Below are 24,756 nucleotides of genomic sequence, written 5' to 3' on the forward strand. Positions count from 1 at the left end.
GGCGCCGCCCGGCGTCAGCTCGCGGGCACTTTCAGCCTGTCCCAGGTGACCTTGCCCGGGATGCCGTCGGCGTCCTTGCCCTTGAAGCCGAGCTTGTGCTGCCAGGCCTGGTACGACTTGCGGTCGGCCTCGGTCCACTCGGGGCTCGGCCCCTCCTCGTAGTGGCCGCAGCCCTCGGCGACCAGGCGCTTGCCCATGGCGGTGACGAGCGCCGACTTCTGTCCGACGTGGAAGAAGCCGGAGCCCGGGAAGGGCGCGTACGAGGGCTTGGACGGCGTGGGCCTGGGATCGGGGTCCTTGCCGCCGCCGGACCCCTTGCCGGCCAGCCGGTCGGCGATGCGTCTGCGCATGCCGTCCATGGTGAAGCCGCGCGGGTCCTGTTTGCCGGGCTGCCACTCCTTGTGCCCGATGACCGACCGCTCGCTCCAGCCGTGGTGGCGGCAGATCGCGGCGGACACCTTCTCGATGGCCTCCTTCTGTACCTCGGGCCAGGGGTCCCTGCCGTCGCCGAGGTTGATGCACTCGAAGCCGTAGAAGTGCCGGTTGCCGTCGGTGTCCGCCTCGTTGTCGTGCGGCAGTCTCGACTCGTTGACGACGGCGCGCAGTACGTCACTGTCGCCCAGCCCGGCATGATTCGCACGGCCGTTGCCGACGAGGTGGATGTGGCCCTTCTTGTCGATGACGCCGTGGCACAGCGGCCCCGGCAGGCCCGAGTAGCCGTTGTAGCAGATGTTCACGGAGGCGTCCGTGCCCGAGGTGACGGTGTGGTGGATCATCACTCCGTTCACCGGGCCCCACGGTCCCTTCGTATTGCGGTTGTGGGTACGCCAGTTGCGCACCTCCACAACCGTCAGGCCCTCCGCTCGCAGGATCTCCACCAGCTTGGACGCGCTCAGGGGTGTGGCCATCAGTTGTCTCCTTCCACCGCGGCCTCCGCTTCCACCGTCGTCTGCGACCTCCCGTGGGAGGGATCCTCGGCCGCCAGCTCCTCGCGGCGCGCCTGCTCCTCGGCCGCGAGCGTCGCCGCGTCCGCGGCCGGGATGCTGCCGGCCAGCGGGCCGAAGGCGAGGCGCAGGTCGACGGCGCTCTCCTCGCCCTTGACCAGGGCGAGCGGGGCGAGGTGGCGGGCGATGCCGGCGGGTCCCTGCAGCAGGGGGCGGCGTGCCGGGTCGGCCGGCCATTCGACGCTGCCGGTGGCGGTGCGGGCCGGGATCAGCCAGTGGTCGCCGGTGCGGTAGCCGCCGCCCTTGGCGAAGTAGACCTCGACGCCGTCCTCCAGGGGCAGCCACTCCCCCTCCGTGACGGGGACGGCGCCGCCCTTCAGGGCCGCCGTGCGGCCCTTGCGCCGGGGGCCCTCCTGGTGGTCCCAGCGGCGCAGGAACGGGTTGAGGTGCGGCAGCCGGCCGACGCCCGGCTCGGGCTCGGCGGACAGCCGCACGCGACGGCCCGGCAGGTCCAGTTCCTCGACTCGCAGCAGGGGAAGGGCTTCCAGCCGGGAGGCGTACGCGGTGTCGGTGAACTCCACGTGGTCGCCGACGTCCAGGTCCAGCTTGTCGTCGTGGCCGAGGGACGCCAACTGCACCCAGGTTCCGTCGAGTTCGTCGACGGCGAAGACGACGGAGCCGTTCTCGCGGGACCACTTGAAGGTGGCGTCCTTCGCCTCGCCGCCGGCGTGCACCTCGACCCGGTACAGCTGGTTCTCCGGTCCGCGGTAGCGGGCGTCGGGCCTGACCAGGCACGGGTCCTCGTCGGCGTGGTCGGGCCGCTCGCTGCGGGCGGCCAGCCGGCCGGTGGCCGCCGCCTGGCGCTGCGCCCACTTGTCGAAGGCGGCGCGGACGACCTCCTTCGACGGGTCGGCGTCCTCGATCGCCAACTCCGCGAGGGAGAGCGGCAGTACCTGCCAGACCACCTTCACGCGGGCGGCGGTGTCGGGCATCGTCGCGCCCAGCGCGACCTCCCGCAGCGCCGGGTCCTCGGCCGCGTTCACCGAGCGCTCCCACACGTTCAGGTAGACCACGAAGGGCGCCCCCGCGGGAGAGGGCAGCCGGTCGCCGGGCTTCTCCGGGTCGCGGTAGGCGTCGGGCTGGTCCCAGTAGGTCCAGTACGACGGCGGCGCCGCGGTGTCCTGCTCGGCGTCCTCGGCGTCCTCGTCCGGTACGGGCACACCGGGCGCCGGGCGGTCCGCGTCGACCAGGATGCCGTCGACGTAGTAGCGGCCGCCGTGGATGTAGAGGGTGTCGATGTCGTGCCTGCCGCCCACGTACTCGATGCGGAAGCCCGGCACGACGCGGCCCGCAACGTCGCGCGGACCGCCGTAGCGGCCTATCAGGTCGGCGGCGAGGGTGCGGGCCTGGTGGAGGTGGATCGCGGTCTGCTCGTTGGCGTCGGCGTCGAGCTGGACGCGGCCCTGCTGGGCCACGACCGCGGAGTAGTGCCGCTCCGGGCGGAAGGTGAGACGGGAGAGATCAGCGTGCATGAAGGGGGTCCCCCTGGTTCAGGAAAGTGCGGGTACGCGAAGTCGGTGGATGCGGCTCACGTCACGAAGAAGATCCCGGCGTCGGCGCCCGCGGGCGTGTACTCCGCGAGCCGCGCCCGCAGACCGTCCTCGCGCTGCGGCCGGTACAGGTCGTGGAAGGCGCCCATCTCGGCGCCGTCGTCCGCGCCGCGCCGGATCACTTCGGGGCAGCCGTCGGCCAACTGCGCGTACCAGGGCGTCCCGTAGCGCACGGCGGCGAACAACGGCCGTACGCCCGGCGTGAGATCGGGCCGGCAGCGGTGCCGTCGTGGCGTGCGCGAGCCGGCGGGGACGTACGAGTACCGCAGGCAGCCGATGCCTCGCCGGGCCACGTGCAGCTTCCCCGTGAAGACCGAGTTCTCGGCGATCTCCACGGCGTGCGTGTGGATCTCGCCGATGACGGTCGTGCGGTGCACGTGGAGCACGGCGTGGGCGTGGCGGCAGTCCGGGGCGGACAGGGCCTCGCGGTCATGGCCGGTGGCGTCCAGGACGCTGTCGCGGAGGTGGATGTCGAGGGGGTCCTCGCTCACCTCGTCGCCGATGACCTCGATGGTGCCGAGGATGCTGTGCTCGATCTGCAGGCAGGCGGTGGTGCGGTCCAGGACGATGCTGGGTTCGTCGGGCGAGTGCGGCTCGCACTCGGGTTCCAGGGACCAGCCGGGTACGAGGGTGGTGTGCCGTACGACGACGGCGCCCATCGGTCCGGTGACGTTGATGCCGCGTCCGGCGACCAGCAGCCCGTCGAGAACGATGCGGGGCCGCTCGTGCGGGGCGCAGTCGTCGTGCACGGCACGGATGTTGAGGGCGTCGGGGCGGTTGCTGTACCAGTCGAGCAGGCGGATCACCGGGCGGGTGCCCTCGGCCGCGCGCAGTTCCAGGCGGTCGCCGGGGTCGAGGTCGAAGTCCAGCTGCTCCTGGTAGGCGCCGCTGTGGGTGATCTCGATGATGCCGTCCGGGCCCGTGCGGCCGGCCCGGCGGTCGTGCTGCCAGGCCCGGTAGGCGTCCATGATCTGTCGGTGCGGCTGACCTGGGCCGACCCGGTAGAAGGCGGCATCGGGCCGGTCCACGCGGTCGGGGCGCTCGTACTCTCCGCCGCCCATGTCCGCGCCGAACGCGTAGTGGTGGTCCACCCACACGCCCTGCCGGGGCGCCGACCGGGCGCCGAACGCGATCCGCCCCAGCTCGGGGTCGACGGCGACCTGACCGCGCCCCGGCCGGTAGCGCCAGTCGGACAGGTCGGCGACCACGATGTCGGACGGCGGTACGGGCCTGTCCTCGCCGTCGCGCCGGATGACGAAGCTCTTGCCGGGGCCGTAGTAGTCCAGCAGTCGGTCGTGGAGCAGGCGGCGGGTGATGAGGGCCGGGACGTTGTCGACGGTGGCGATGTGCGTGGGCGACGGCTCCGGGACCGGCTTGGTCACCAGGGGGCTGTCGTTGCCGAGGATGGAGAAGGTGTACAGGTTGCGGGCGCGGTCGATGCAGTACGCCGGGGAGGACGTCAGCGGGTACGCCTTGAGCCGCCAGACGAAGAGGGCGACTCCGGCCGGGGTCCAACCGCCCTGCCTGCGCACGGAGTCGGCGCGGCGGACGTCGACCGTGCGGGCCGTGGTGTCGAAGGGGCCGCCCTGGAGGGCCTGCGCCGAGCCGTCGCGGAGGTCGACGGTACGGCCCCTGCCGGTGTCGCGGTACAGCTTCACCGACTGGTTCCCGGCGACCAGCCGGGACAGCTCGACGGCCCGCGCGGGATAGCCGGCGACCTGCTCGGAGATCTCCTCCAGGAGGTGCAGGGTGCCCTTGCGGCGGCGGCTCGCGACCGTCGCCGCCACGTCCGCGCGCGGTGCGATGGCCTCGGCGAGGGCATCGCGCCCTCCCTCGTGCAGGCCGGTGGTCAGGACGCGCTCGTAGCCGGGGAGCGTGCGGTAGCCGACCAGGTCGCCGAGGTACGGCAGCGCCCAGGGCGCCGCCGTCTCCACGAACAGGTCCTCATACCCCTGCTCGACGCCGTCGCGGACGCGGTCGAGCTGCTCGGCGATGACGGCGAGCAGCGCGCGCAGCGGCTCGCCCTCCTCGGCGTCGCGCAGGAGGTGCCAGCGGGGCAGCAGGGCGGCGAGGCCGTCCGGCTGGCGGGATGTCGCCGGGGCTTCGGTGTCGAACTGGACATCCGCCGGGTTCGCAGACATCACTTCACCTCCGTGAGAATGAGGGTGTCCGCGGCCCGCGGGGACAGCAGGGCCAGCTGGGCGGGGCGGATGCCGCGGAAGACGAACACCGAGCGGCCCTTCGCCAGGCGCCGGGTGTCGGTGATGTCGGGGTTGAGGCGCAGGAGTTCGGCGAGCGGGATGCCCTGGCTCGCGCAGATCTCCGACAGCGTCTCGCCGTTCGCGGCCCGGACGGTGTGGATCTTCTCGTCGTACGTCGCCGGGTGGGCCGGTACCGAGGCCTTCGGGGCGCCGGGATCGGTGAGCAGAGCGGCGAGTTCCTCCGCGGTGGCGGAGGCGGGTACGCCGGTGAAGACGTCGACGTCGACGTAGTCGACCCCGGGCACGGTGTGGGCCGCGGCGAGGAGGTCGGAGAGGCGGGCGGGCTGTCCCAACTCCCTCCCCTCGTAGCCGAGTCGGGCGAGCAGCGTCTGTCGCAGCCTCGGCTCGACGAACTCCCAGGCGTGGTCGGGGGTGACCTTCACCCGGGCGGCGACCAGCAGCAGAACGGTTTCCCGTACGTCCACGCGGACGGTGAGGCTGCCGTCGCCGTACTCGGTGAGCGCGCCGCGCAGGGCCCGCAGGGTGTCTGATTCCTGACTGTCCCCGGCGAGGGGGACGTCGTCGGTGCCGGCGACCGTCACGTGCAGCACGCGCCGGCGTCCGTCGAAGAGTTCGCGTGCGGCGGCCCGGCCGATGCCGGCCCGGGAGCGGGCGAAGTCCTCGTAGTCGGCCGGTGAGACGAGCCGGTCGAGGGCCGAGACGGCCAGCGGGATCGTACGGCGGGTCAGGCCCGGACCGTCCGCGTCGGCGCCGCCCCTCGCCGGGCGGGGGTTGGTGACGGCGGTGACGCCGAGCGGGCGGGTGAGGGGCTGGGTGAGACGGTCGGCGGGCACGTTGGCGGCCTTGCCGGTGCCGAAGCGGTAGCGGGCGTGGACGTTCTCGTGACCGGTGGGCAGGCGGGCACCGTGCACGCCGTCGCCGAAGGTGACCGTCGTGCGGCCGTCGGAGGCGGTGCCGGAGATGTAGACGCGTTCGCGCGGGCCGCGTCCCGCGAGGCTGTCGACCTCGTGCCAGAGCACGCCGTCGACCCGGATCTCGAGCACCGGTGTGGCGCCGAGGGGGTTGTCGTCGGCGAGCCAGGTCAGCGGGGACTGCCAGAGCGCGAAGGTCTGGTTCGTGCGGTCCGAGTCGCCGCTGCCGATGGCCTCCTGCCGGCTCTCGCCGTGGGTGGCCTCGACGACGTTGCCCAGGATGCGGACCGTCTCACGGCGGTAGCGGTGGGCGAGATCGGTGGTCAGGGTCAGGCTGGTGTGGACGCGGTCGCCGGGCAGCTGCGGGTCCACGGTCGCGTCGGCGGCGGCGATCGTGACGACCTCGGTGGCCGGGACGCCGGTCGTGCCGGGGATGTCGCTGCGCTCGCCGGTGACGACGAGGAGCCGGCCCGCGCCCAACCCGTCGTACAGCTCGCCGAGTTCGATCTCGTTGCCGTGCACGTCCTCGCCGAGCGGTTCGTCGGCCAGGCGCAGCGGCTCGCCGGCCGCGTACACGGTGGTGTCGCGGATGTGCGACAGCAGTACGTCGAACTCGTCCAGCCAGGGGTCGGCGAGGGTGAGTTCGGTGCCGCGGCCGGTGATGCCGTAGTTGGTGTACGCCGCCGTGCGCACCGACACGACCTGGGTGGTGACGAACGCGAGCCCGGGGTCGCCGGGGATGCCGTCCTGGGCGCCCTTGGCGGGGCGCTGGATCGCGACCCAGCTGCCGACCGTGATCCCGGTGTGCACGCTGTCGAGCTGCAGCACACGGCGGTTGAGGGGCGCGGGCTTGCTGGCGATGACGGCCTCGACGTTGGGCTCGGTGCTGCCCACCGTGTAGCGCAGGCTCACCTCGTACTCGCCGTGGGTGAACTGCTCGGTGGAGCCCGGCCGCAGGGAGATCTGCTGCGCCGTGCCGTTGTTGATGCCGACGTGGATCAGACCGTCGTCGTCGGGACGGGACACGAACAGGGTGCGTTCGGGCAGGCCGTCGCGGAGGCGGACGGTGACGCCCGGCCCCTGGGAGCCGGCGGGGACGGCGGTCCCCCCGCTGGAGGCCGTCCGGGAGTGCGGGAGGGTGAACCAGCTGAGGTCGTGGTCCTGGGCGGTGCGGGTCGACAGGTCGACCTGACCGGGTCCGAGAGCGAAGCCGACCTGCTGGGTGAGGGGCAGGGTCACGGCCCGCTGGTCGGAGCTGTTGCCCTCCACGTACTGGAACTCCGCCCGGACCGGCGCCTTGCCCGCGGTGTCGTAGACGACCCGCATACCGGTGAGCACGGCCCCGGTGAGCGGCCAGTCCGCGCTGCGGATGACCCGGCCCTTGTCGTCCTGGACGGGCTTGAGCGGGGCGGTGGCGCCGAAGGGGGCGGCGGTGACCCGCATGGCGAGCAGCGCGCGCAGCAGCGGCGCGGTGGTGGGGGCGGCCGCCTTGCGCCAGGCGGGGTAGAGGGCGCCGAGGCCGGGGTTGAGTGCCGCGAGCAGACGGGCCGTGTCCGTCCCGGGAAGCTGGGCGCCGGTGGCTGCGGAGGCGACGGGAGTCTGGCCACGCAAGGCGGGGAGGACGGCGGCCAGGGCCTGGAAAGCGGCGGTACGCGCATCCCCCGCAGGGGGCGCGGGCCGTTTCGATGTGCGGCTCGGCCGCGTGGGCGCGACCAGCGCCGACGGCGCCGCGGTCAACAGACCACCCGCCGCGGCACTCTCGTCAGAGCTCTGTGCAGGCGCCAACTCCAGTGCGCGCTCGGCCAGTTCGGCAAGAACGGCCTGCAGCTGCTCGAACCAGTCCGACACGTCCTCCCACGGCTCGGCCAGCACCTGCGCCTCGCCGAGGCGTGCGGCGGGCTCCGCGAGGCAGGACGCGAGCTGCTCCGGGGTCTTCACCCCGTCCAGGGCGGCCCGCAGCGGCGCGAGCACCTGGTCCTCGAAGTCCTCGATCAGCCGGCTCACCGGCCGCGGGTTCGGGACCTCCGGGGTCGGCGGCTCGTCCCCCGGCTCGCCCGGCGCCGCGGGCTCCGCGGTCCACCGCCGCACCTCGTCGACCAGTTCCTTCAGCGTCGGCGGCGCCGAGTGCGGCAGGGTGATCGCCGTGATGTCGTCGTCCCGGTCGATGCGGACGTCCCCGACGGGCAGCAACGTCCGTTTCCCGCCCGCCTGTTCACCGAAGACGAAGAGCAACTGGTCGCCGGTCCGGAGGGAGTTGGTGGTGCCTTCGACGAAGAGTTCGGAACGGCGCTCCAGGTCCTGTGGGGTCACCAGGGACGGCCGGCGCCTGCGCACCGTCAGCTCGTTCCAGTCCCAGCGGGCCGTGAGGTCCCGGCTGGTCTCGAAGGTCACGGACTCCTCCTCGGCGGAGGCGGGCACGCTGTGGGTACGCGCGCCGCGCGGGATCACGACGGGCAGCGTGTCGGCCCGCGGGTCGCGTTCGAGGGTGTACGCCAGATGCGTCGCGGCCGCGACTCCGGGCCGCGGCCGGTGGCCGACGAGCCGCCCGAGCAGCACCAGCGAGCGGTGCTCGTCGGCCGTACGGATGTAGGCCTCGTCGGCGATCCGCTCCGAGTGGAAGGTGAGCAGGTCACCGAGGACGGCTGCGGCGTCGAGGAGGCCGATCGCCGGGTCGTCGGGGGTGCGGACGGTCAGGCCTCCCCCAGCCTTCGGCCGGGGGGACCCCCATTTCGCTTCGCTCAGCGCCGGGTACGCCGGTGAGGCGAGCCGGTCGAGGAGCGCGGCCAGGAAGGAGCCGTACTCGCCGACGCGGTAGTCGAGGGCGGTGCGGCCGGGCGGGTTGTGCGGCGGGGCGGGCGCGAGGCGCTCGTCGTGGCCGCCGCGGCAGGCGCCGCCGCACCCGCACTCGTCGGTCAGGGAGTCGGTCACGGTCATCGGGCACCTCCCAGGGATATCGCCAGCAGGCCGTTCTCCGGCCTGTCCGGGTCGTTGTCGCAGGTGGCGATCTCCAGCGGGCCGAGCCGCAGCACGCCGTCCTCCCTCTCTCCTCGGTCCTGCTCGAACAGCCGCCGCAGCCTGGTGACTTCGACGCTCCGCACGCCCGGTACGGCGGCGGCGACGGCGACCAGACGGCTGAGCCGTACGGGCTCGCCGAAGGTCAGCGCGTCCGGGTGGAAGAACCCGAGCCGGCCGTCCGCGAGGCGGCCGTTGCCGAGGACGCGGTACAGCTCGGCCAGGATCTGCCCGTGCTGGTGGCCGGGTGCGGCGCACACGCTCAGCGCGACGTCGAGCGGTGTCGGGCGGGCGGGGCCGACCACGAGGTCGTGGCCGATGCGCCGGTACGCCTCCAGGGCCTGCTCGACCCGGGCGAGCAGTTCCGCCGACGGCTGGGCGCTGCCGTACGCGTCGATCGCGACGTGGGCCTCCTGGACGCTGCCGGTCCAGCGGATCTCCGCGGCGGCACGCTGTACGCCGGGCAGTTGCGCGGCGAGGGCGGCGTAGTCCTCGGCGGTGACCGCGCGCAGTCGGGTGCGGCGCAGGTCGAGGGGGGCCAACTGGCGTGCCTGCTCGACGGGTTCGGGCTCGACGCCGCCGGTGGCGGGCAGCGGGTTGCGAACCACTGCGACCGGTGGCCGCTCGCAGTCGCTCTGGATGACGAGGTGGTTGATGGCCTCCGCACCGACGTTGCCCGCGATGCCGCCGCCGAGCCGGTAGTGCAGGGCCGGCCGGTGGCCCGGCGCCGGCCGGGCGCCGTGCCGGCCGTCGCCGAAGCGCAGGGCGAGCCGGCCGTCGTCCTCCAGCTCACCGACGAAGTGCCGGTCGCGGGGGCCGCTGCGCAGCAGGTCGAGGCGGGGCAGCCAGGTCAGGTCGCCGTCCTCGACGCGTACGGCGGGCAGCGCGCAGCGCGGGTCCTGGCCGAGTGCGGCGGTCGCCGAACCCCGCAGCAGCGGCTCCTCCGGGTGCAGCCCGGCCGCGTACGCCGGACCCCAACTGTGCGCGATCTCCCAGGCGATGTGCCCGTCGAGGACCGCTCCGGCGCGGGCCCTGGACACGAGGATGTCCACCCGGCACAGCTTGGTGTCGAGCAACTCGTCGTTTCTGTACAGGAGTTCGCGCAGTGCACGGACGGGATGCGTACGGAGTTCGAGGCGCTCGACGACCTTCAGGCCGTAGATCACGGTGAGTTCGCCGATCTCCTCGTCGGCGAGGCCGTCGCGGTCGCGGGCGCTGCGCCACAGCTCGACGAGCCGCTGCCGCACCCGGCCGGGAATCGCGGCGATCCGCTCGGCCTGCCCGGCGGCCACGACCTGCGCGTCCGGGAAGGGCACCGCCCGGACGACCGGGGATCGGCCGAGGACCGGTCGGAAGCGGGGTGCGATGCCCGGGTAGACGGACTGTGCGAGCAGGGTGCGCAGGGCGGCCGCCTGGGCGTACGCCGTGCCGGGCACGACGCGCTCATGCCGCTGCCCGGCGCGCTCCAGGCCGAGTCCGGCGCGTACGGTCGCCGCCTCACCGACGACGCCGAACAGCTCACGGACGTCGTCGGGTACGAGTGCGTCGCCGCTCTCCGCCCTGTCCGTGAGGGAGTTGATGAGCCGGGCGGGTGCGTTGCCCTCCCGGCGGTCGTAGCAGCCGAAGGCGGGAGGGTCGCAGGAGGCGGCGACGGCCGGCTCGGGCGGCACGGTGGCCGTTTCGGGAAGCCCGGTGAGGGTGCGGCCGTGGTCGACGAGGACGACGTTGCCGCGGGCCACGGTCACGTCCTCGACGGGCAGGCAGTCGCGGCCGCCGCGCGTGGTGAGGCCGAGCGGGAAGCGCAGCGCGTCCTCGGCGGCCCAGGTGACCTCCAGGACCGGCTGGTCCTCGATGCGGTCGACGGCCGGGGTGACGGAGGTGAGGCGTACGGCCTGGCGGTGGCTCGGGTCCTGGTCTCCGGGGGTGCCGGTGCGCGGGCCCTTCACCTCCTCCAGGACCAGCAGGTCGCCGGGGCGGAGGGCCAGTTGACGGTCCTGGCAGGTCTCCGGGTCGTCCCACTCGTCGCGCAGGGTGGCGGACGTGGCGCCCTTGGGCAGGGTGCACACCTCGCCGCCCCAGGTCCACAGGCGGATCGCGTTGTGCGCGGCCTTCAGCTCCAACGGGTCGGCGGCGACGACCGGTTCGAAGACCTCCACCGAGCCGCGCTCGTCCAGGTCGCCGAGGTCGTTCTCGTCGATGACCGTGCCCGGTTCGGGCCGGTCGTGCGGGTCGAGGGCGCGGACGTCGACGGAGGCGAAGCGGAAGGTGCCCGGGGCGAGCGTGGTGTCGCCCGCGGTCCGGACGGTGACGTAGGCGCGCGCCGTGCAGCCGTCGTGCATCGCGTAGTCGATGAGCCGGACGTGCCGCCGCACGGAGACCCGGCGGCGCGCCGTGTCGAGGTAGGCCTCGGTGGCCACCGCGTCCTGCTGGTAGCTGATCTGGTCACCGGTGTACGCGAGCAGTTCGACGAGAGTGACGCCCAGGTCGGCGGGGTTGCGTTCGACCCAGTCGGGGGTGGTGAGGGCGAGCCGGTCCAGGAGCAGCTTGCGGATGGTGTCGTAGTCGCGTGCGGTGTAGTCGACGACGGGCGCGGCCGGGAAGTCCGGCTCGTACTGCTCTTCCTCCTTGCAGTCGAAGGGGGTCGGGCAGTCGGGCCGGAAGGAGAAGGAGGCGCGGTGGTAGCGCTGGTCGAAGCCGCGGAAGGGCTCGGTGCCGGGCCGGCCGTACGGGTCGGTCTCGACGAGGGCGAACACGTACCGCGAGGTGTCGCCGGCCCGGTCGAGGGTCACGTAGAGCCGGTCGTCGAGCTCCGGGTCGTCCTCGCGCTCGACGCTGACGTCGACGGCGGTGATGCCGGTGACGCGGCGGCCGCCGTCGATGCGGACGTTCTCGGGGCCGAGGCCGTGCGGGGCCTTGCCGAGGAAGGTGACGGTGAGCAGCAGCCCGTCGTCCCCGACCTCGACCGCGTCGACTCCGTTGAGTTGAGCGGCTCTTACCTTGGCGCGGCGGGACATGGTGGTGCCGGCGGTCATGCGGCGGCCCTCCCCTCGAAGACGTCGTCGGCCCGGGTCCCGGTGGCCCTCAGGACGTACGACAGATAGACACGTACGGCGTTCTCGTCGCTCACCACGTCGAGGGCGATCACGTCGATGAGGTCGCCGAGCCAGCGCTGCAGCGAGGCCTGCACGGAGAGTTCGAGCGTGCTGACCAGCTCTGGGCTGTTCGGGGCGAAGACGAGATCGAGAAGTCCGCAGCCGAAGTCGGGGCGCATCACGCGCTCCCCGGGGCTGGTGAACAGCAGTTGCTCGATCAGGTCGTGGACGTGCGCGGCGTGGGCCGCGTGGGCGGAGCGCCCCCGGCGGTCGGCGCGGAAGGGGAACGCGATGTCGCTGCGCGGGGGGTGGGTGCGTGGGCTCATCGGACGGTCACCTTTCGCGGTGCGGCCTGGACGACGGGTGGCCCCTGCGGCACGAAGGCCGCGGTCAGGCACTGGGCCGCGGAGGTGTCGAGCAGCACGGGGGCGCCGTCGACCGTGACGCCGCTGCCGTCGGCGGTCCAGCGGACCGAGACGCAGGGCGTGGGCACACCGCCGACGGTGTGCGGGCAGCCGGTGACGACGTACGCGTGCGAGGCCGTCACGACGGCGGCTCCCCCGATGCGTACGCCACCGGAGGGTGTGGTGGCGGCGGTGACCCGGCCGCCGTGCGGGCAGCCGATCACGGCGCCGGCGTCGAGCAGACTCCCGGACAACTTGGTGCGTCCCCCGTCTTCTATCGCTTCGAGAGCACGGTCAACTGGCCCTCGTTGATGGTTACTTCTCTGCCGCGGAGCACGATCTCGGCGCCTGCGCCGGTCGCGATGACCACGGCCTCCTTGGTGATGCGGATGTACGCGCCGCCCTGCGCCTGGAGCAGAATCCCCTGCTCGGCACCGGCGGTGTCGTTCATGACGATCTTGTGGGCGCCCGGCGTCTGCACCACGACCGGCTTGCTCGGCGAGTCCGCCTGCAGCGCGCGGCGCGCGTCGGGCGGCAGCTCCTCGGCGGCCCCGTACCAACACCCGGTCCACACGGGGAAACTGGGGTCCCCCTGTTCGAACTCCACCCACACGCCGGCGCCCGGCGGCGGCACCACGAACTGTCCCGCCTCGGGCCCGGTGAACGGCAGGCAGGGCAGCGCCCAGGTGGACGGCTCGTCACCGAGGACGTCGGGTACCTCGACGGTGATACGGCCGATACGCAGCGGGTCGTTGTTGTTCACGACGCGGCCGCGGAACTTGCCGAGGTAGCGATTGTTGGGTGCCGCCATGCTGAACTGCTCCTGGTGGGTGGGCGGTTGGGGTCACCGCGTGATGGCGTTACGGCCGGACGTAGTCGCTGCGCGCCTCCAGGCCCTCCCTGGAGAGGGTGAAGTTCTGCTGGAAGGAGCCCGGCCGCAGGTTGTGCGTGACGGACTTGACGTAGTAGTCGCCGTCGTACGCCCGTCCCGAGCCGCGCACGCCGACCAGCTGACGGGGCTGCAGGATGTATCCGTGCCGGTTGACGTCGAGCGACCCGGACCCGGACACGACATCGGCGGACACGGCGGCCCGGGCGAGGAGTTCGGCCTCGGCCTGCTCGCGCTGCTGCTTGGCGGTACCGGAGAGGGTCTTGCGCTTGAGGGCGGGGGTGGGGCGCAGGCCGAGGGGCGGTCGCAGCGGACTGATGGGCGGCTGGGGCAGGAGGGTGGACACGCGGGTTCCCGGATCCTGCCACCGGGCCTGCGGCTCTTCGCGCGCAGTCCCGTCGTAGGCGAAGGTGAGTTGGTCCACGGTCGTGTTGGCGTCCATGTTGACGTTGAGGGCGTGCTGACGGATGCCGAGGCGGACCTCGGGGCCCCAACGGGCGGAGGACTGGCCGGGGTTGGGACCGGGGTCGAGGTAGAAGGTGTAGCCGTTTGCGCGGGCGAGGTCGGTGACGTACTGGAGGTCGGTGCCTGTCTGGTAGTGGACGCGGAGGTCCTGGTGCGGGGGCTGCGCGATCTTCTCGGCGTAGACGTCGGGCCGGATGCCGTAGTCGGAGTACCGCCGAAGGATGTTCAACACCCGCTCGGAAGGGGGGAGATTGGGGTAACGGGCGGTCCGCTCCTCCAGGTCCATGAGCAGGGTCAGATCCTCGCCGGTGACGGTGAGGGTGGAGTGCCCGGGCTGGTTGCTGGCACCCACTTCCTGCCGGACGATCAGCCCGTCGAAGAGGACATCCGGCGTGCCCCGGACGCTGACGGTGACGATGAGCCGCGTCTTGGGATCGAAGAACCCTTCGGGCAGCAGCTGCCTGTTGATGACCCCGGTCTTGGTGAGGTCGAAGGCGAGCTGGAACCCGCTGCGTTCACCGGCGGTGGCGGTGATCTGGGCGGACAGCAGTGCCTCGGTGACCTCGGCCGGCACGGGGCGGGCGAGCTTGGGCCCCATGAGGAGCGTTATATGAACGGGCCCCTGCCCGACGGGCTGTTCAGACACGCCGATGTCCCCCGGGCTCGGGAACGTCGATGACACGTCCGGCCTCGTCCGTCAACTCCCGTGGATCGAGTACGGGGTTGGCGTCGGCGATCCGCCACCACTGACCGGGGTCGCCGAAGAAGCGCTGGGCGAGCAGGTCGGGCCGCTCCCCTGCCCCCACGACATGCTCCTGGGTCTCCTGGACGTCCAGAGGGGGCAGCAACCGGCGCTTGGCGTACCGCACTTCGGTCCCGTCAGGCAGCCGGTGAATACCGATCTCGACGTCGTGATACCGACTGCTGCGCGGATAGGGATGGGCCCCGGGTATCGCGCTGAGGGCACTCTCGTAGGACTCGATGTCAGCCATGAGTTCGGGCTCAACCCCTTCCACTCAGTACGTCGGCACCCGGCAGCCCGAGGGCCCCGAGACTCCCGCCGCGCGCGGCAGCGGCGAGCCGCTCCTTCTGCGCGAGGTGGGCCATGTAGAGATCGGCACCGCGGTGCCCGGCAGGCAGATCGCTGACGGTGAGGATCTTCATGCCGATGCTCAGCGAGGCCCGTATCGGATTGAGATTCACGTCAAAGGCGGACTCGTTGACGGAAAGCTCCGTCAGCCGAACGGGCATGACCCGCTTGCTGCCCCAGGTGAAGAGGGTCAACGGCATCTCGATGGGACTGATCTCGATGGTCCCGTTCTGCGCGAGCCGACTGGCGGCGCGGAGTTGCGCGGTGGTGGGCTGCACGAGCATTTCGAGGGTGGCGAGTTGGGGGTGGATCCCGTCGGGAGCCGCGATCTCCAACTGGTCGGTCGCGTCGATCTCGGCGGTGAACTTCCAGGTCTCCTGGGCGGGGCCCTTGAGCCGGAGCGCCTCGTTTCTGTCCCCGCCGCCACTGCCTCCTCCGCCGCCGTCTCCGCTGTCTCCGGCTGACTGGGGCGCGATGCTGCGTTCCAGGGTGTCCGGGTTGAACTGCAGCACGATGACGCGCTGGGGAGTGCCGCGGTCGGGGTCCACGACGACTATGCCGGAGCGGATGGGTTTGGGGATGTCTGCGTAGCGGGTCACTCGTCCTCCGCGGAATCGTCGCTTTCGGCCAGGAGATCTCTCACGTCGGAGGCCGGATACGGAGCGTCCTCGGGCCACGTGGCGGCCTTTGTCTCGATGAGGGTCCGGTGGGTCGCGAGGTCATGCCGGGCGAGTGCACGTGCCGCAGCTGCCTGCAGTTCGAGATCATCCAGCCCCATGGCCCTCTTGAAATTGGCGAGAGCCTGCGGGACCGAACTCTTGGAGAGCGCTTGAAGTGCTTCAAGGCGGTCGTCGACGTCCCTGCCGTCATCGAAAACCACTCGCGCCAACGCCGTCACCAGCCTTTCGTCCGCACCGGTCGACAACTGGAGAATTCTGCCCGCCGACCTGAACGCCGCCGACTCGGCGTCGTAGTTGGGCGGTGCGCCCAGTGCACCGGCGATCAGATCCGCGTCTCCCTCCTCCGCCCTGTTGATCATGATAAGGAGTGCGCTCGCGTAATCCGCGCCATCCATCGACGCACCCGTTTCCGAACTACGAGAAGGCGCCCCACGAAGGATCTGTCGCGCGCTCTGCAATACCTCGTCGCCGTAGGACTTGAGCACACTGCCAAAGCCGTGCCGCTCCATGGAGATCGCGTAGTGATAGTGATCGAGAGCGATCCCCACGGCTGCCGTGTCCCCGCTCCGCAGAAGGTCGACGAAGGCCCGCAGGGCTGCATCCTCATCGGATGGGTTCGCGAGCTCGGACCGCGCGGCGTCGAGAGAGGGGTCACCGAGCGTCACCCCTTGCCAGTGATACGTTCCGAACCGGCTCATCGCGGTCCTCCTTCCATGCCTGCTAGAGCATCTTGATGGCACCTTGCGGGATGACTCCCCTGATCAGCACTTCCTGCGTTCGTATGACGTCTCGCAGGGCCTGCTGCAAGACGGCGGTGCCCGGTGAGTCCAGCTTCCATTCGCGCTGCCCGACAGTGGTTGTGAGGTCGAAGATGTTCTTCGGGTTGACATAGGAGAGGTCGATTCGAGCCATGCCGTGGAATTTCTGCCCCTTGGCCGTGCTCCACGGAAGGCCCTGAGGATCGACAATTTTTTGACTCTCCAGCTTGGTGGTCGAAATGAACTGCGATGCCTCCGTGCCTGTCACATGCTCCCAGGCCTCGTTGTCCGCCCGCTGTTTGTCCGGTTTCGGTTTGAGTTTGTCGTCCCTGTACCCCCGAGGGATGATCCCCTGACCTCGCTTGTGAGTCACCTTGTCCTCGGCCGCTATGTTCCTGGTGACAAAGCGAGGGACGTACTGGTTTTTCGCGTCGCGAACAAGTTCCTTGTCGTTGACGTCCTTGTAAATCGGCTGCGCCTTGCCCATGGCGACCATTTGGTACATGTTCGGCTCGCGGAACATTCCGACGGGTTTTATGGCGGCGCCTTGATGGTGTAGTGAAAGTAGCCAATACGAGGGCATCTGCTTCCAGTCCAGCTGCCCGCGGTTGATCCCCTTCGTACGGTCAGCGACCTCACTACAGAGTTCCATCACGTCTTCGATTGAGGCGTTCTCTTTCAGGCCGCCGAGGTGTGTCCGCACCGCCGCGCGGAATGCCGCAACGTTCGGATCGTCCTCCTTCTTTTCCTTGTCCTTCTTGTTGGACTTCCGATGCCGGTCGTCCACGTCGAAGGTGTCGAAGTAGGCGGTCTCCTCCTCCCACTCTCCCGGCAGGACCGGCTCGCTCGGATTGAGTGTGGCGAGAATGCGGAAATTGGGACGTCCCGCCGAGCTGAGCCCGGTCAGGCGATACCAGGTCTTCAGCCCTTGGAGCAGGGCGTAGTACACGGGGCCCTGGATCCCTCGTTTGAGCAGCGGAGTGAGCGTACGTCGGATGCGGGCCACGATCTGCCTGAGGCGGGCGTCCTTGGACTCTCTCGAATTCTTCTTATTCTTGTGGTCCTTGCGGCTCTGCCTCTTGTGCTCTGCCTGCCTCCTCTTGTTCTCCCGCAAGCGGTCGCGCTTGTTCTTGTACGCGTTTCGCAGCTTCGACGCACCACTCTTGAGAGCCTTGCCCAGCTTCGACTTCTTCAGCTTCCGGCCGAGGGTCTTGGCTGCGTTGCCAACCTTCTTCAGGGCAGACTTGACAGCGCCCTTGGCCTTCGAAAGGGCCTTGCCTACAGGGGACTTGGGCTTTTTCGGCTTTGCTGGCTTGGGACCCTCGACCTCTTTGTTCTTGGTCGGTTTCTCCGGAGCGGCGTCCTTCCTGGCGCTCTGAGTCCGGTCGGTGGTCCCGTCTCTGTTCGGCCGCTCTGTCTCCGGCTTCTTGTCCTTCGGCCCAGCCTCCGCCGGGTCCGGCTTCTTCGCCGGCCCCTTCGGCGTAGCGTGGTCCTTCGGCTTCACCGGGGACTTCTCTTCCGGTGAGGGCCGGCCCTTCGGCCTAGGCTCGGCGCCGTCCCTGGACAGGGCCTGCCTGGCCTTCCGCATCGCCCCCCGCGCCGAGTTGACCGCCGAACCCGCCGCCTTCTTCGCCCCGCCCCCGACCTTCTTCAGGCCGTCCATGATCTTCTGGGCCATGCCCTTGAGGCGCTTGCCGACGCCCTTGGTCGCCGAAGACAGCTTCTGGAGGAGGAAGTTGGTGATGAAGTCGAGCAGGGCCACGACACCCGCGGCGACCGCCTCCGCGAACAGGCACGCCGCCGGGCCCGCCTTGACCGCCTTCAGGTAGGCCCAGAACTTCCCGAACGCCGACAGGATCGAGCTCACCGTCGACCACGCCGCCATCAGGCCCTGGATGATCGTGAGGATCGCGCCCGCCGCCGGGACGATCATCGAGACGACCTTTTCGATGACCAAAGTTGCGATCATCATCGGCAGCGACGCGATGATCGCGTCCCAGGCCATCTTGCCGATCTGTTTGATCGACACGCAGCCCTTCACCAGGACGTCGATGACCGCCTTGCCGAGGCCGAGGATGCCCTCGACCTTCGTGTCGAACCAGCCCTTGACCGCCACCTTGATGGCGCCCCACAGGTGGTCCGTGATGCCGGTCTTGGCCGCGCTGCCCGCCTTGGAGATCCAGCCGCCCGGGTCCGGCGCGATGTCCGCCACCAGCGCCGCGAACTTGCCCAGCGCCTCGATCGCCGCCTGCGCGAACTTGATCGCGCCCTCGATGATCGCCTGGTAGGCCTTGATCACCGCCTTTACGCCGGCTTCGAGCACGTCCAGGAGTTTGTTCAGGCCCGCCGCCAGCGCGTCCAGCAGCGTGTTGACCGCCTTCTTCAGGCCGTCCGCCAGCTTGTTGACCGTCGCTATCGCCGCGTCCCGCAAGCCCTCGATCGCCTTGCGGAACTTGTCCCTCAACTCCGGGAAGGCCGCCAGGAGCGTGTCCCCGATGGCGATCAGGACATCGGCCAGCGCGTTGATCGCCTTGACCGCCAGGTCCCGTACGAAGTCGATCGCCTGGTTGGCCCACTCCTTGAACTGGTCGATGATGCCGTTGACGGCCTTGCGGGCGGCGTCGAAGACCGCCGTGACCGCCGCGAGCAGGCCCTTGAAGAAGTCGGCGACCTTGTCCGCGATCCAGCCGAACAGGCCTCCGGAAGGCTTCTTCTCCTCCTTCTTCTTCTGGGCCTCCTTCTCGGCGTTCTCGCGCTCGGTGTCGATCGAGGCGTTGTCCTTGTCCTTGCGCTCGCCGACCTCCTTGTCCTTGTCGTCGCGGGCCTTGACGATCTCCTTGTTCTTCTTGCCGTGTTCGTCGTCGGACTGTTTGTCCGCGTCCTCGATCTTCTTGTCCTGCTCGCCCCGCCAGTCCTCGCGCTGCTTCTGCGTCTCCTGGGCGACCCGGCCCCGCTCGGCCGTCTGCTGCGCGGTGTTGCGCTCGACCTCGCTGTCGATCTCGGTCTGCTTGTCCTGCTTGGCCTGCTGCTCGCTCTGCTGGCGTTCCTTGTCCTTGGCATCGAGGTCGCCCTGCGCCTTGCCCGCGCCGGCGGTGATCTCGGTGCCCTTCTCCTGCTTGGCGACCGCGCCGACGCCGGCCTTCGGCGCGGGAGTTGCCTCCAGCGCGCCCGCCTTGCCGCCCGCACCGCCGGAGGCCTTGCCCCTGAGCTCTTCGCGGGGAGCGTTCGGGAAGATCTGGTCCTCGCCGAGGGGCTTGGCCGCGTCGTCGCGGCCCGTCGTCTGCAGATCGGACTGCTTGTCCTTGAGCGCCTTGGCCTGATCGTCGGTGCGGGTGGGGTCGCTGGCGCCTTCGAGACGGATCTTGGGCGCCGGGCCCACCGTCTTGTTCTCCAGCTCCGGGTCGGTCGTCGGGACCGCGTCGGCCGCCGCCTCGACGTTCTTCGCCTCGGCCTCGCTGAGCCCCTTGTCGGGCACGGCGGGAGCCGCCGGCGGCGGCACGTCGGCGGTGGCCTCCTTGCCCTCGGCCTTGTCGCCGCCCTTGGCCTTCTGCTTGTCGCCCTGGTCCTCCGGGCCGATCCGCTCCACCTTGCCGGTGACCTGCGCGGCCTCGGGCGCGGCCTCGGGGGGCGCCGAACGCGTCTGCGGCGCCCCCGAAGGACGTTCCCGCGACGGCGGGGCCGCGTCGAGCCGCTTCTGCTCCTCGCCGATCTTCTTGTCCGCGGCCTTGTCGACCCCGGGCATCGCGGCGGCGGCCTGGTCGGGCGCCAGCTTGCTCACGGTCTGTACGGCGGCCTTGGGGTCCTGCCCCGAGACGTCCGGCGGGTCCTGCTGCTTCTCCTCGGGCGCGGCCTCGCCGCCGCCCCCTCCGCAACTGCCCTGCCCGCCCTCGTCCTTCTCGGGCGCGGGCGCGGGTGGCGCGCAGCCGCCGCCGTCCTTCTCCAGGGAAGCCTCGGGCCGGGGCGCGTCCGTCTGCGCGGTCTGTCCAGGCCCGTCGGTCTGCTCGGCGGCCGGGCTCACCGCCGCCTGGGCGACGGACGGCGCCGCACCGGGTCCGGCAGCGGTCGTCGGCCCGGTCTTCTCGGCGGCACCCACCGGTCCGCGCGGCATGGCACCGGGCCCGGTCTCCTTGGGCACCTGGCTCTTGGCCTGCGGTGCCTCGCGCTCGGAGCGGGGCGGTTCGGCACCGCGCCGGGTGGCGGGCGAGGGATCGCGGTCCTCGACCGGCGTCCTGGGGGTCTGTGCACCGGCGGGCCTGGCCACGGCGGCCGCCACGGGAGTCGCGACAGCGGGCGCTGCCCCGGGGCCGCCTGCGACCGACGGGGACCCGGCACCCGTACGGGACTCCGCAGCCGTACGATCCCGCTGCTCGCTCTTCTCCGCCTCCGCGTCCTCGGCGTCCGGCTTCTCGTCGTCGTCCGCCCGGTCACCGTCGGCGGACTCCGGGTCCTTGTTCTGCTCCTTCTCCTGCTGCTGCTCCGGGTCGGGCTTCTCGGCCTCGGCCTCGGGCTGTTCCTTGTCCTGGGTCGCCGGGTCCTGGCCGACCTCCTGGTCGAGCGGCTTCTCGGTCTCCTGGAGGTCCCTGGTGCCGCGGTCCTGGGCCTGTGCGGCGGGCCCGTTCTCGGGCTGCGGGGCCTCGCCCTCGACGGGACCCTCGTCCTGGCCGGGGGCCTTCTGCTCGGGCCCGGCGTCGTCCTCGTCCTGTTCGCCTTCCCGCTTCTCCCGCTCCTGCTCGGTCTTCTCCGCCTTCGTCGGCGGCGGAGTGGGGAAGGAGGGCAGCGACGGTTCGGCGGCGCCCGGGCCGAGCTTGTCCGCGGTCGGTACGGCGGACAGGTCGAGGTCGGCGTCCGGCAGGTAGTCCTCTGGCTTGAGCGAGGGTTCGTCCTGCTCACCCGTTGCCCCGCCGCCCTCGTCCTCGCCGCCGGCGACGTCCTGGTCGGCGCCCGCTTCGAGGCCGAGCGGCCGCTCCTCCTCGCGCGGTTCGGCCTCGGGGCCCCCGTCCTCGTCCTTCTCGTTCAGACCGTGCTCGGACAGCGCGGAGTCGGGCTGCTCGGCGCGCTCGTCGACCTTCTCGGGGCGTACGGGACCGGGCTGGGCCTTCTGCTTCGGGTCGGGTTCCTCGCGCTTGGAACCGGCGCCCGGCTGCGTCTGGTCGTCGCGCTGCTTGCGCTTGTCGGCGCCCGGCGCGCTCGCCTGCTGCGGGTCGGCCTCCTCGCGCTCGCGCTGCTCCTTGCGCTCCTCCTTGGCCTGCTCGGTGCCCTTCTGCTGCCCCTGAGTGCGCTGGTCGGCGGCCTGGTCGGTGCGCTCACGGTCGCCGGCCGCCTGCTCCTCGCCCTGCTGTTCCTCCTCCTTGGCCTGCTGCCGGGAGGCGTTGCGCTCGTCCTCCTGCTCGGTGCGCCGAGCGGAGTCCTGCTCCTCGGTGGCGGCATCCGCGGTGGCCCGGCTGCGGTCACTGCTGCTCTTCTGGTCGCGAGACCTGGCGTCCTGCTGTTCCTCGCGGGAGTCGGCGGCACGCCGGTCGGCGGACCGGCGGCCGGACTCCTGCTTCTTCTGCCACTGGGTGCGCTCGACACCGAGCTCTTCGAAGAGGTCGATCTCGGGCAACGGCGTTTCGGCCGGCTGGAGTTCGACGGGTCCGGGGCGGGCCTGGTCGGCGATCTCCAGAAGCCGGTCGTACTCGGGTGTGAGCAGCCGGTTCTCCAGCCGCTCGACGACCGCGTCCTCCAACTCCTCGGACATCCGGGCCAGTTGGAGGCGTACGCGCCCGGAGGCGTCGGTCGGGTCGCCGCGCAGGGAGCGCTGCACATTGCCCGCGAGCCGGTCCACGAGGGTCGCCGGGTCGACGGCCTCGGCACGCATCCGGTCGGCGTCGACGGTGGCGTAGCGCAGCCAGCCGGGGGTGTCCTGCCCCTCCTCGACCTGCGGGGCAGCCTCCGACGGCTGAAGGGAACCCGGCCGTACGACCGCCTGCGCGGCCTCTTCCGCCTCCCGTTCGATGGCCTGCTGCGGCAGGCTCACCGCGCCGAGCTCGCGGCCGGCCCGCAGTGCGCCGAGGCCGTGCGGGTTCTGCACCGTGTGCTGCAGTTCGTGGGTGAGCAGCCGGCGGCCCTCGTCCGTGCCGGGCCGGAAGGCGCCCTCGCGGAAGAAGACGTCCTGGCCGACGGCGACGGCGTCGGCACCGAGCAGTTCGGTCAGCTGCCCGGCGTCGCGGCCGGTGTGCAGCCGTACCCGCCCGAGGTCGTGGCCGAGCTGCTCCTCCAGCTCCCGTCTGAGGCCTGGGTCGAGGGGCTGTCCGGCGCCGCTGACGATGTTCTTCGGCTCGGGAGTGCGGGACCCCGCGGCCTTCTCCTTGCGCTTCTTGCGGCGCTGTTCGGCGGCCTGCTCCGCGCGGGAGTCCTGGGTCTGAGAGCTCACCGGTCCGCCTCCCCGTGTCCGCTCAGTCCCTCGTGCACGGCACGCGCCAGCTCCTGTCCGAGCCGCCGCGCGGACAGCCCGGCGGGCAGCGTCGGCAGCCCGGACAGCGCGTCGACGGCCAGCGGCCCGTCCGCGGCCAGCGGCACACCGTGCAGCCGTACCAGACGGGTCAGTTCATGCTCGAAGGCAGCCGAGACGCGCTCCGGGTCGGCCCGGAAGCCGTCGAGGACCAGCTCTCCGATCTCGACGCGGATCGCCGAAGGCTCCTTCCCGGGCCCGGGGTTCACACCCATCCGCGGACCTCCGTGGGCGTCAGTGAGCGCTCCAGCTTCAGGTACTCGGTGCGGGCGGCGGCGAGCATGTGCCGCATCTGCAGCCGGTCGCCCTCCTCGGCGGCGAGGAAGGCCCCGGACAGGGCGATGTTGCGGATCGAGCCGCCGGCGACGGTGAGCCGGGCGAGCAGCGCGGGGTCGATGTCCTTCACCGGCGCCTGCGGCGGCAGCACGCGCCGCCAGATCTCGGCGCGCTCGTGCTCGGCCGGGAAGGGGAAGTCGACGACGAAGCGGATGCGGCGCAGGAAGGCCGTGTCGAGGGCGTTCTTCATGTTGGTGGTGAGGATCGCGAGGCCCCGGTAGGCCTCCATCCGCATCAGCAGGTAGCTCACCTCGAGGTTGGCGTACCGGTCGTGGCTGTCCTTGACCTCGCTGCGCTTGCCGAACAGGGCGTCGGCCTCGTCGAACAGGAGCAGCGCGCCGCCGCGTTCGGCGGCGTCGAAGACCCGGCGGAGGTTCTTCTCCGTCTCGCCGATGTACTTGCTGACGACCTGCGAGAGGTCGATGACGAACAGGTCGAGGCCGAGTTCCTTCGCCATGACCTCGGCGGCCAGCGTCTTTCCGGTGCCGGAGCCGCCCGCGAACATCGCGGTGACGCCCAGTCCTCGGCGCAGGGTGGCACCGAATCCCCATTCCTGGTGGACGGTTGCCCGCTGCCGTACATGCGCCACGATCTCCCGCAGCACGCTCGTCTGCCGTTCGTGCAGCACCAGGTCGCCCCAGCCGGCCTGCGGCGCGATCCGCCGCCCCAGCTCGTCCATGCCGATCCGCGCCTCGTCGAGTCCGGCCCGCCAGGCGAGTTCGACGGCGTCCAGCTCGTCCTCGTGCGGCAGCCTGCGGCGTACGGCGGCGGCCGCGGAGCGCACCACGTGCGGCGGCAGCTGGAACTGGGCGACCAGCGACCGCAGTTCGCCGTCGTCGAGTTCGACGACGTCCCGGAACGACTCGCCCCAGAGCCCGAACTGCTCCTCGTCGTCCAGGCGCGGCACACTCACCCGCGCCCGGTAGGACTGTTCCGAGCGCAGCGGGTCCTCGCTCGACACCACCACGGGTACGGCGGCCCCGGCGAGGAACGACTCGGTCGCCGCCCGCTGGTCGCGGTCCAGTTCGGCCACCTCGACGAGCAGCGCCGAGGGCAGCAGGATCGCCTCGCGCTGCCACAGCCGGGCGAGCCGGTCGCGTTCGACGGGGTCGGACGGAACGTCCTCGGCGCTCATCGAGTAGAGCCCGAGCCCGGAGCGGGCGGCCGCCGCGGCGGAGATGTCGGCCCTGCTGCGCAGATCCCCGCCGGTCACCTCGACGAGCGGGGCGTCGCAGGCCCCTCCCGTCGTCCAGCCCTCGGCGAGCCGGGTCGCCGCCAGGTCGTACGACGGCGTGAGTGCCCCGGGCACCGGGGTGCGGCGCAACTGGCCGTGCAGTCGCGCGTCCAGATAGGGCGAGCCCAGCAGGAAGTGCAGGATGCGCTCGTCGAGCCGCAGCCGGGAGGCCGTCAGCCGTGACTCGTCGTCCAGCTCGACGATCCGCCAGCGCCTCAGCGGTGCCACGGGCGTCAGCGCACTCCAGTGCGGCTCGGCGAGCGCGGCCAGCGCGAGCGAGAAGGTGGGGTACGCCCGCTCGGGGTCACCGCAGGCGGCGGCACACCGGGCGGCGGCCGTGGGCTCCAACTCGTGGGCGGCGGCGAGGAGCAGGACGTCCCGCTCGAAGGGCGTGAAGCTGAAGCAGGAGACGAGGGCGTCGAGGGGGGCGGTGCCGGGGCCGGGGACGGGAGCGAGTTCGGCCCCTGGTGCGGTGCCGCCCCTCTCCGGGCCGCGTGCCGCGTGTGCGTCGACGCGGGCCAGGACGCGCCGGATCTCGGCGGTCAGCGTCGTCCCGGTCGCCCGTGCTTCGTGCTCGTGCGTCTCCATGCCCTCACCTGCCCCCGTCGTCTCCATGCCG

15 protein-coding genes are annotated in these 24,756 nt (G+C 71.5%); all 15 read right to left on the reverse strand.

The features are described 5' to 3' along the window. Nucleotides 1-14: 14 nt before the first annotated feature. The 15 genes from ACYUED_RS08925 to ACYUED_RS08995 are packed head-to-tail and all read right to left on the reverse strand — an operon-like array spanning nucleotide 15 to nucleotide 24,752. Complete coding sequence (locus ACYUED_RS08925) at nucleotides 15-908, reverse strand: peptidoglycan-binding protein (protein ID WP_491291733.1); 894 nt, start codon at nucleotides 906-908, stop codon at nucleotides 15-17. Next, nucleotides 908-2,476, reverse strand: coding sequence for a DUF6519 domain-containing protein (locus ACYUED_RS08930; protein WP_491291734.1), 1,569 nt, complete (start codon nucleotides 2,474-2,476; stop codon nucleotides 908-910). Before ACYUED_RS08930 ends, ACYUED_RS08925 begins: the two co-directional genes overlap by 1 nt. A 56-nt stretch (nucleotides 2,477-2,532) precedes the next feature. After that, nucleotides 2,533-4,695 (reverse strand): hypothetical protein, encoded by a 2,163-nt coding sequence (locus ACYUED_RS08935; RefSeq protein WP_491291735.1) that lies wholly within the window; start codon nucleotides 4,693-4,695, stop codon nucleotides 2,533-2,535. Beyond that, nucleotides 4,695-8,621, reverse strand: a complete 3,927-nt coding sequence (locus ACYUED_RS08940; protein WP_491291736.1) for a putative baseplate assembly protein — start codon at nucleotides 8,619-8,621, stop codon at nucleotides 4,695-4,697. Before ACYUED_RS08940 ends, ACYUED_RS08935 begins: the two co-directional genes overlap by 1 nt. Continuing rightward, on the reverse strand, nucleotides 8,618-11,731 hold the full coding sequence (locus tag ACYUED_RS08945) for a putative baseplate assembly protein (RefSeq protein WP_491291737.1): 3,114 nt from the start codon (nucleotides 11,729-11,731) through the stop codon (nucleotides 8,618-8,620). Before ACYUED_RS08945 ends, ACYUED_RS08940 begins: the two co-directional genes overlap by 4 nt. Then, on the reverse strand, nucleotides 11,728-12,117 hold the full coding sequence (locus ACYUED_RS08950) for a GPW/gp25 family protein (RefSeq protein ID WP_491291738.1): 390 nt from the start codon (nucleotides 12,115-12,117) through the stop codon (nucleotides 11,728-11,730). Before ACYUED_RS08950 ends, ACYUED_RS08945 begins: the two co-directional genes overlap by 4 nt. After that, nucleotides 12,114-12,449, reverse strand: coding sequence for a hypothetical protein (locus ACYUED_RS08955; RefSeq protein ID WP_491291739.1), 336 nt, complete (start codon nucleotides 12,447-12,449; stop codon nucleotides 12,114-12,116). Before ACYUED_RS08955 ends, ACYUED_RS08950 begins: the two co-directional genes overlap by 4 nt. A 20-nt stretch (nucleotides 12,450-12,469) precedes the next feature. After that, complete coding sequence (locus ACYUED_RS08960; protein WP_491291740.1) at nucleotides 12,470-13,006, reverse strand: phage baseplate assembly protein V; 537 nt, start codon at nucleotides 13,004-13,006, stop codon at nucleotides 12,470-12,472. A gap of 49 nt (nucleotides 13,007-13,055) precedes the next feature. Then, nucleotides 13,056-14,195: a hypothetical protein gene (locus ACYUED_RS08965; protein WP_491291741.1), complete on the reverse strand. Its 1,140-nt coding sequence runs from the start codon at nucleotides 14,193-14,195 to the stop codon at nucleotides 13,056-13,058. Beyond that, complete coding sequence (locus tag ACYUED_RS08970; protein ID WP_491291742.1) at nucleotides 14,188-14,541, reverse strand: hypothetical protein; 354 nt, start codon at nucleotides 14,539-14,541, stop codon at nucleotides 14,188-14,190. The genes ACYUED_RS08965 and ACYUED_RS08970 overlap by 8 nt, the downstream gene beginning before the upstream one ends. Before the next feature lie 10 nt (nucleotides 14,542-14,551). Further along, nucleotides 14,552-15,238 carry a hypothetical protein gene (locus ACYUED_RS08975; RefSeq protein ID WP_491291743.1) on the reverse strand — a complete coding sequence of 229 codons (687 nt, stop codon included), beginning with the start codon at nucleotides 15,236-15,238 and terminating at the stop codon, nucleotides 14,552-14,554. Beyond that, nucleotides 15,235-16,017, reverse strand: coding sequence for a hypothetical protein (locus ACYUED_RS08980; RefSeq protein ID WP_491291744.1), 783 nt, complete (start codon nucleotides 16,015-16,017; stop codon nucleotides 15,235-15,237). The genes ACYUED_RS08975 and ACYUED_RS08980 overlap by 4 nt, the downstream gene beginning before the upstream one ends. Nucleotides 16,018-16,039: 22 nt before the next feature. Further along, nucleotides 16,040-22,489: an eCIS core domain-containing protein gene (locus ACYUED_RS08985; RefSeq protein ID WP_491291745.1), complete on the reverse strand. Its 6,450-nt coding sequence runs from the start codon at nucleotides 22,487-22,489 to the stop codon at nucleotides 16,040-16,042. Further along, the gene (locus ACYUED_RS08990) at nucleotides 22,486-22,782 is read right to left on the reverse strand and encodes a hypothetical protein (RefSeq protein WP_491291746.1); all 297 of its coding nucleotides are present in this window, start codon (nucleotides 22,780-22,782) and stop codon (nucleotides 22,486-22,488) included. Before ACYUED_RS08990 ends, ACYUED_RS08985 begins: the two co-directional genes overlap by 4 nt. After that, a complete protein-coding gene (locus ACYUED_RS08995; RefSeq protein WP_491291747.1) occupies nucleotides 22,773-24,752 on the reverse strand; it encodes an ATP-binding protein in 1,980 nt (659 codons plus the stop codon). Before ACYUED_RS08995 ends, ACYUED_RS08990 begins: the two co-directional genes overlap by 10 nt. Nucleotides 24,753-24,756 lie beyond the last annotated feature (4 nt).

It is taken from the genome of Streptomyces sp. DF42 (assembly GCF_058267695.1).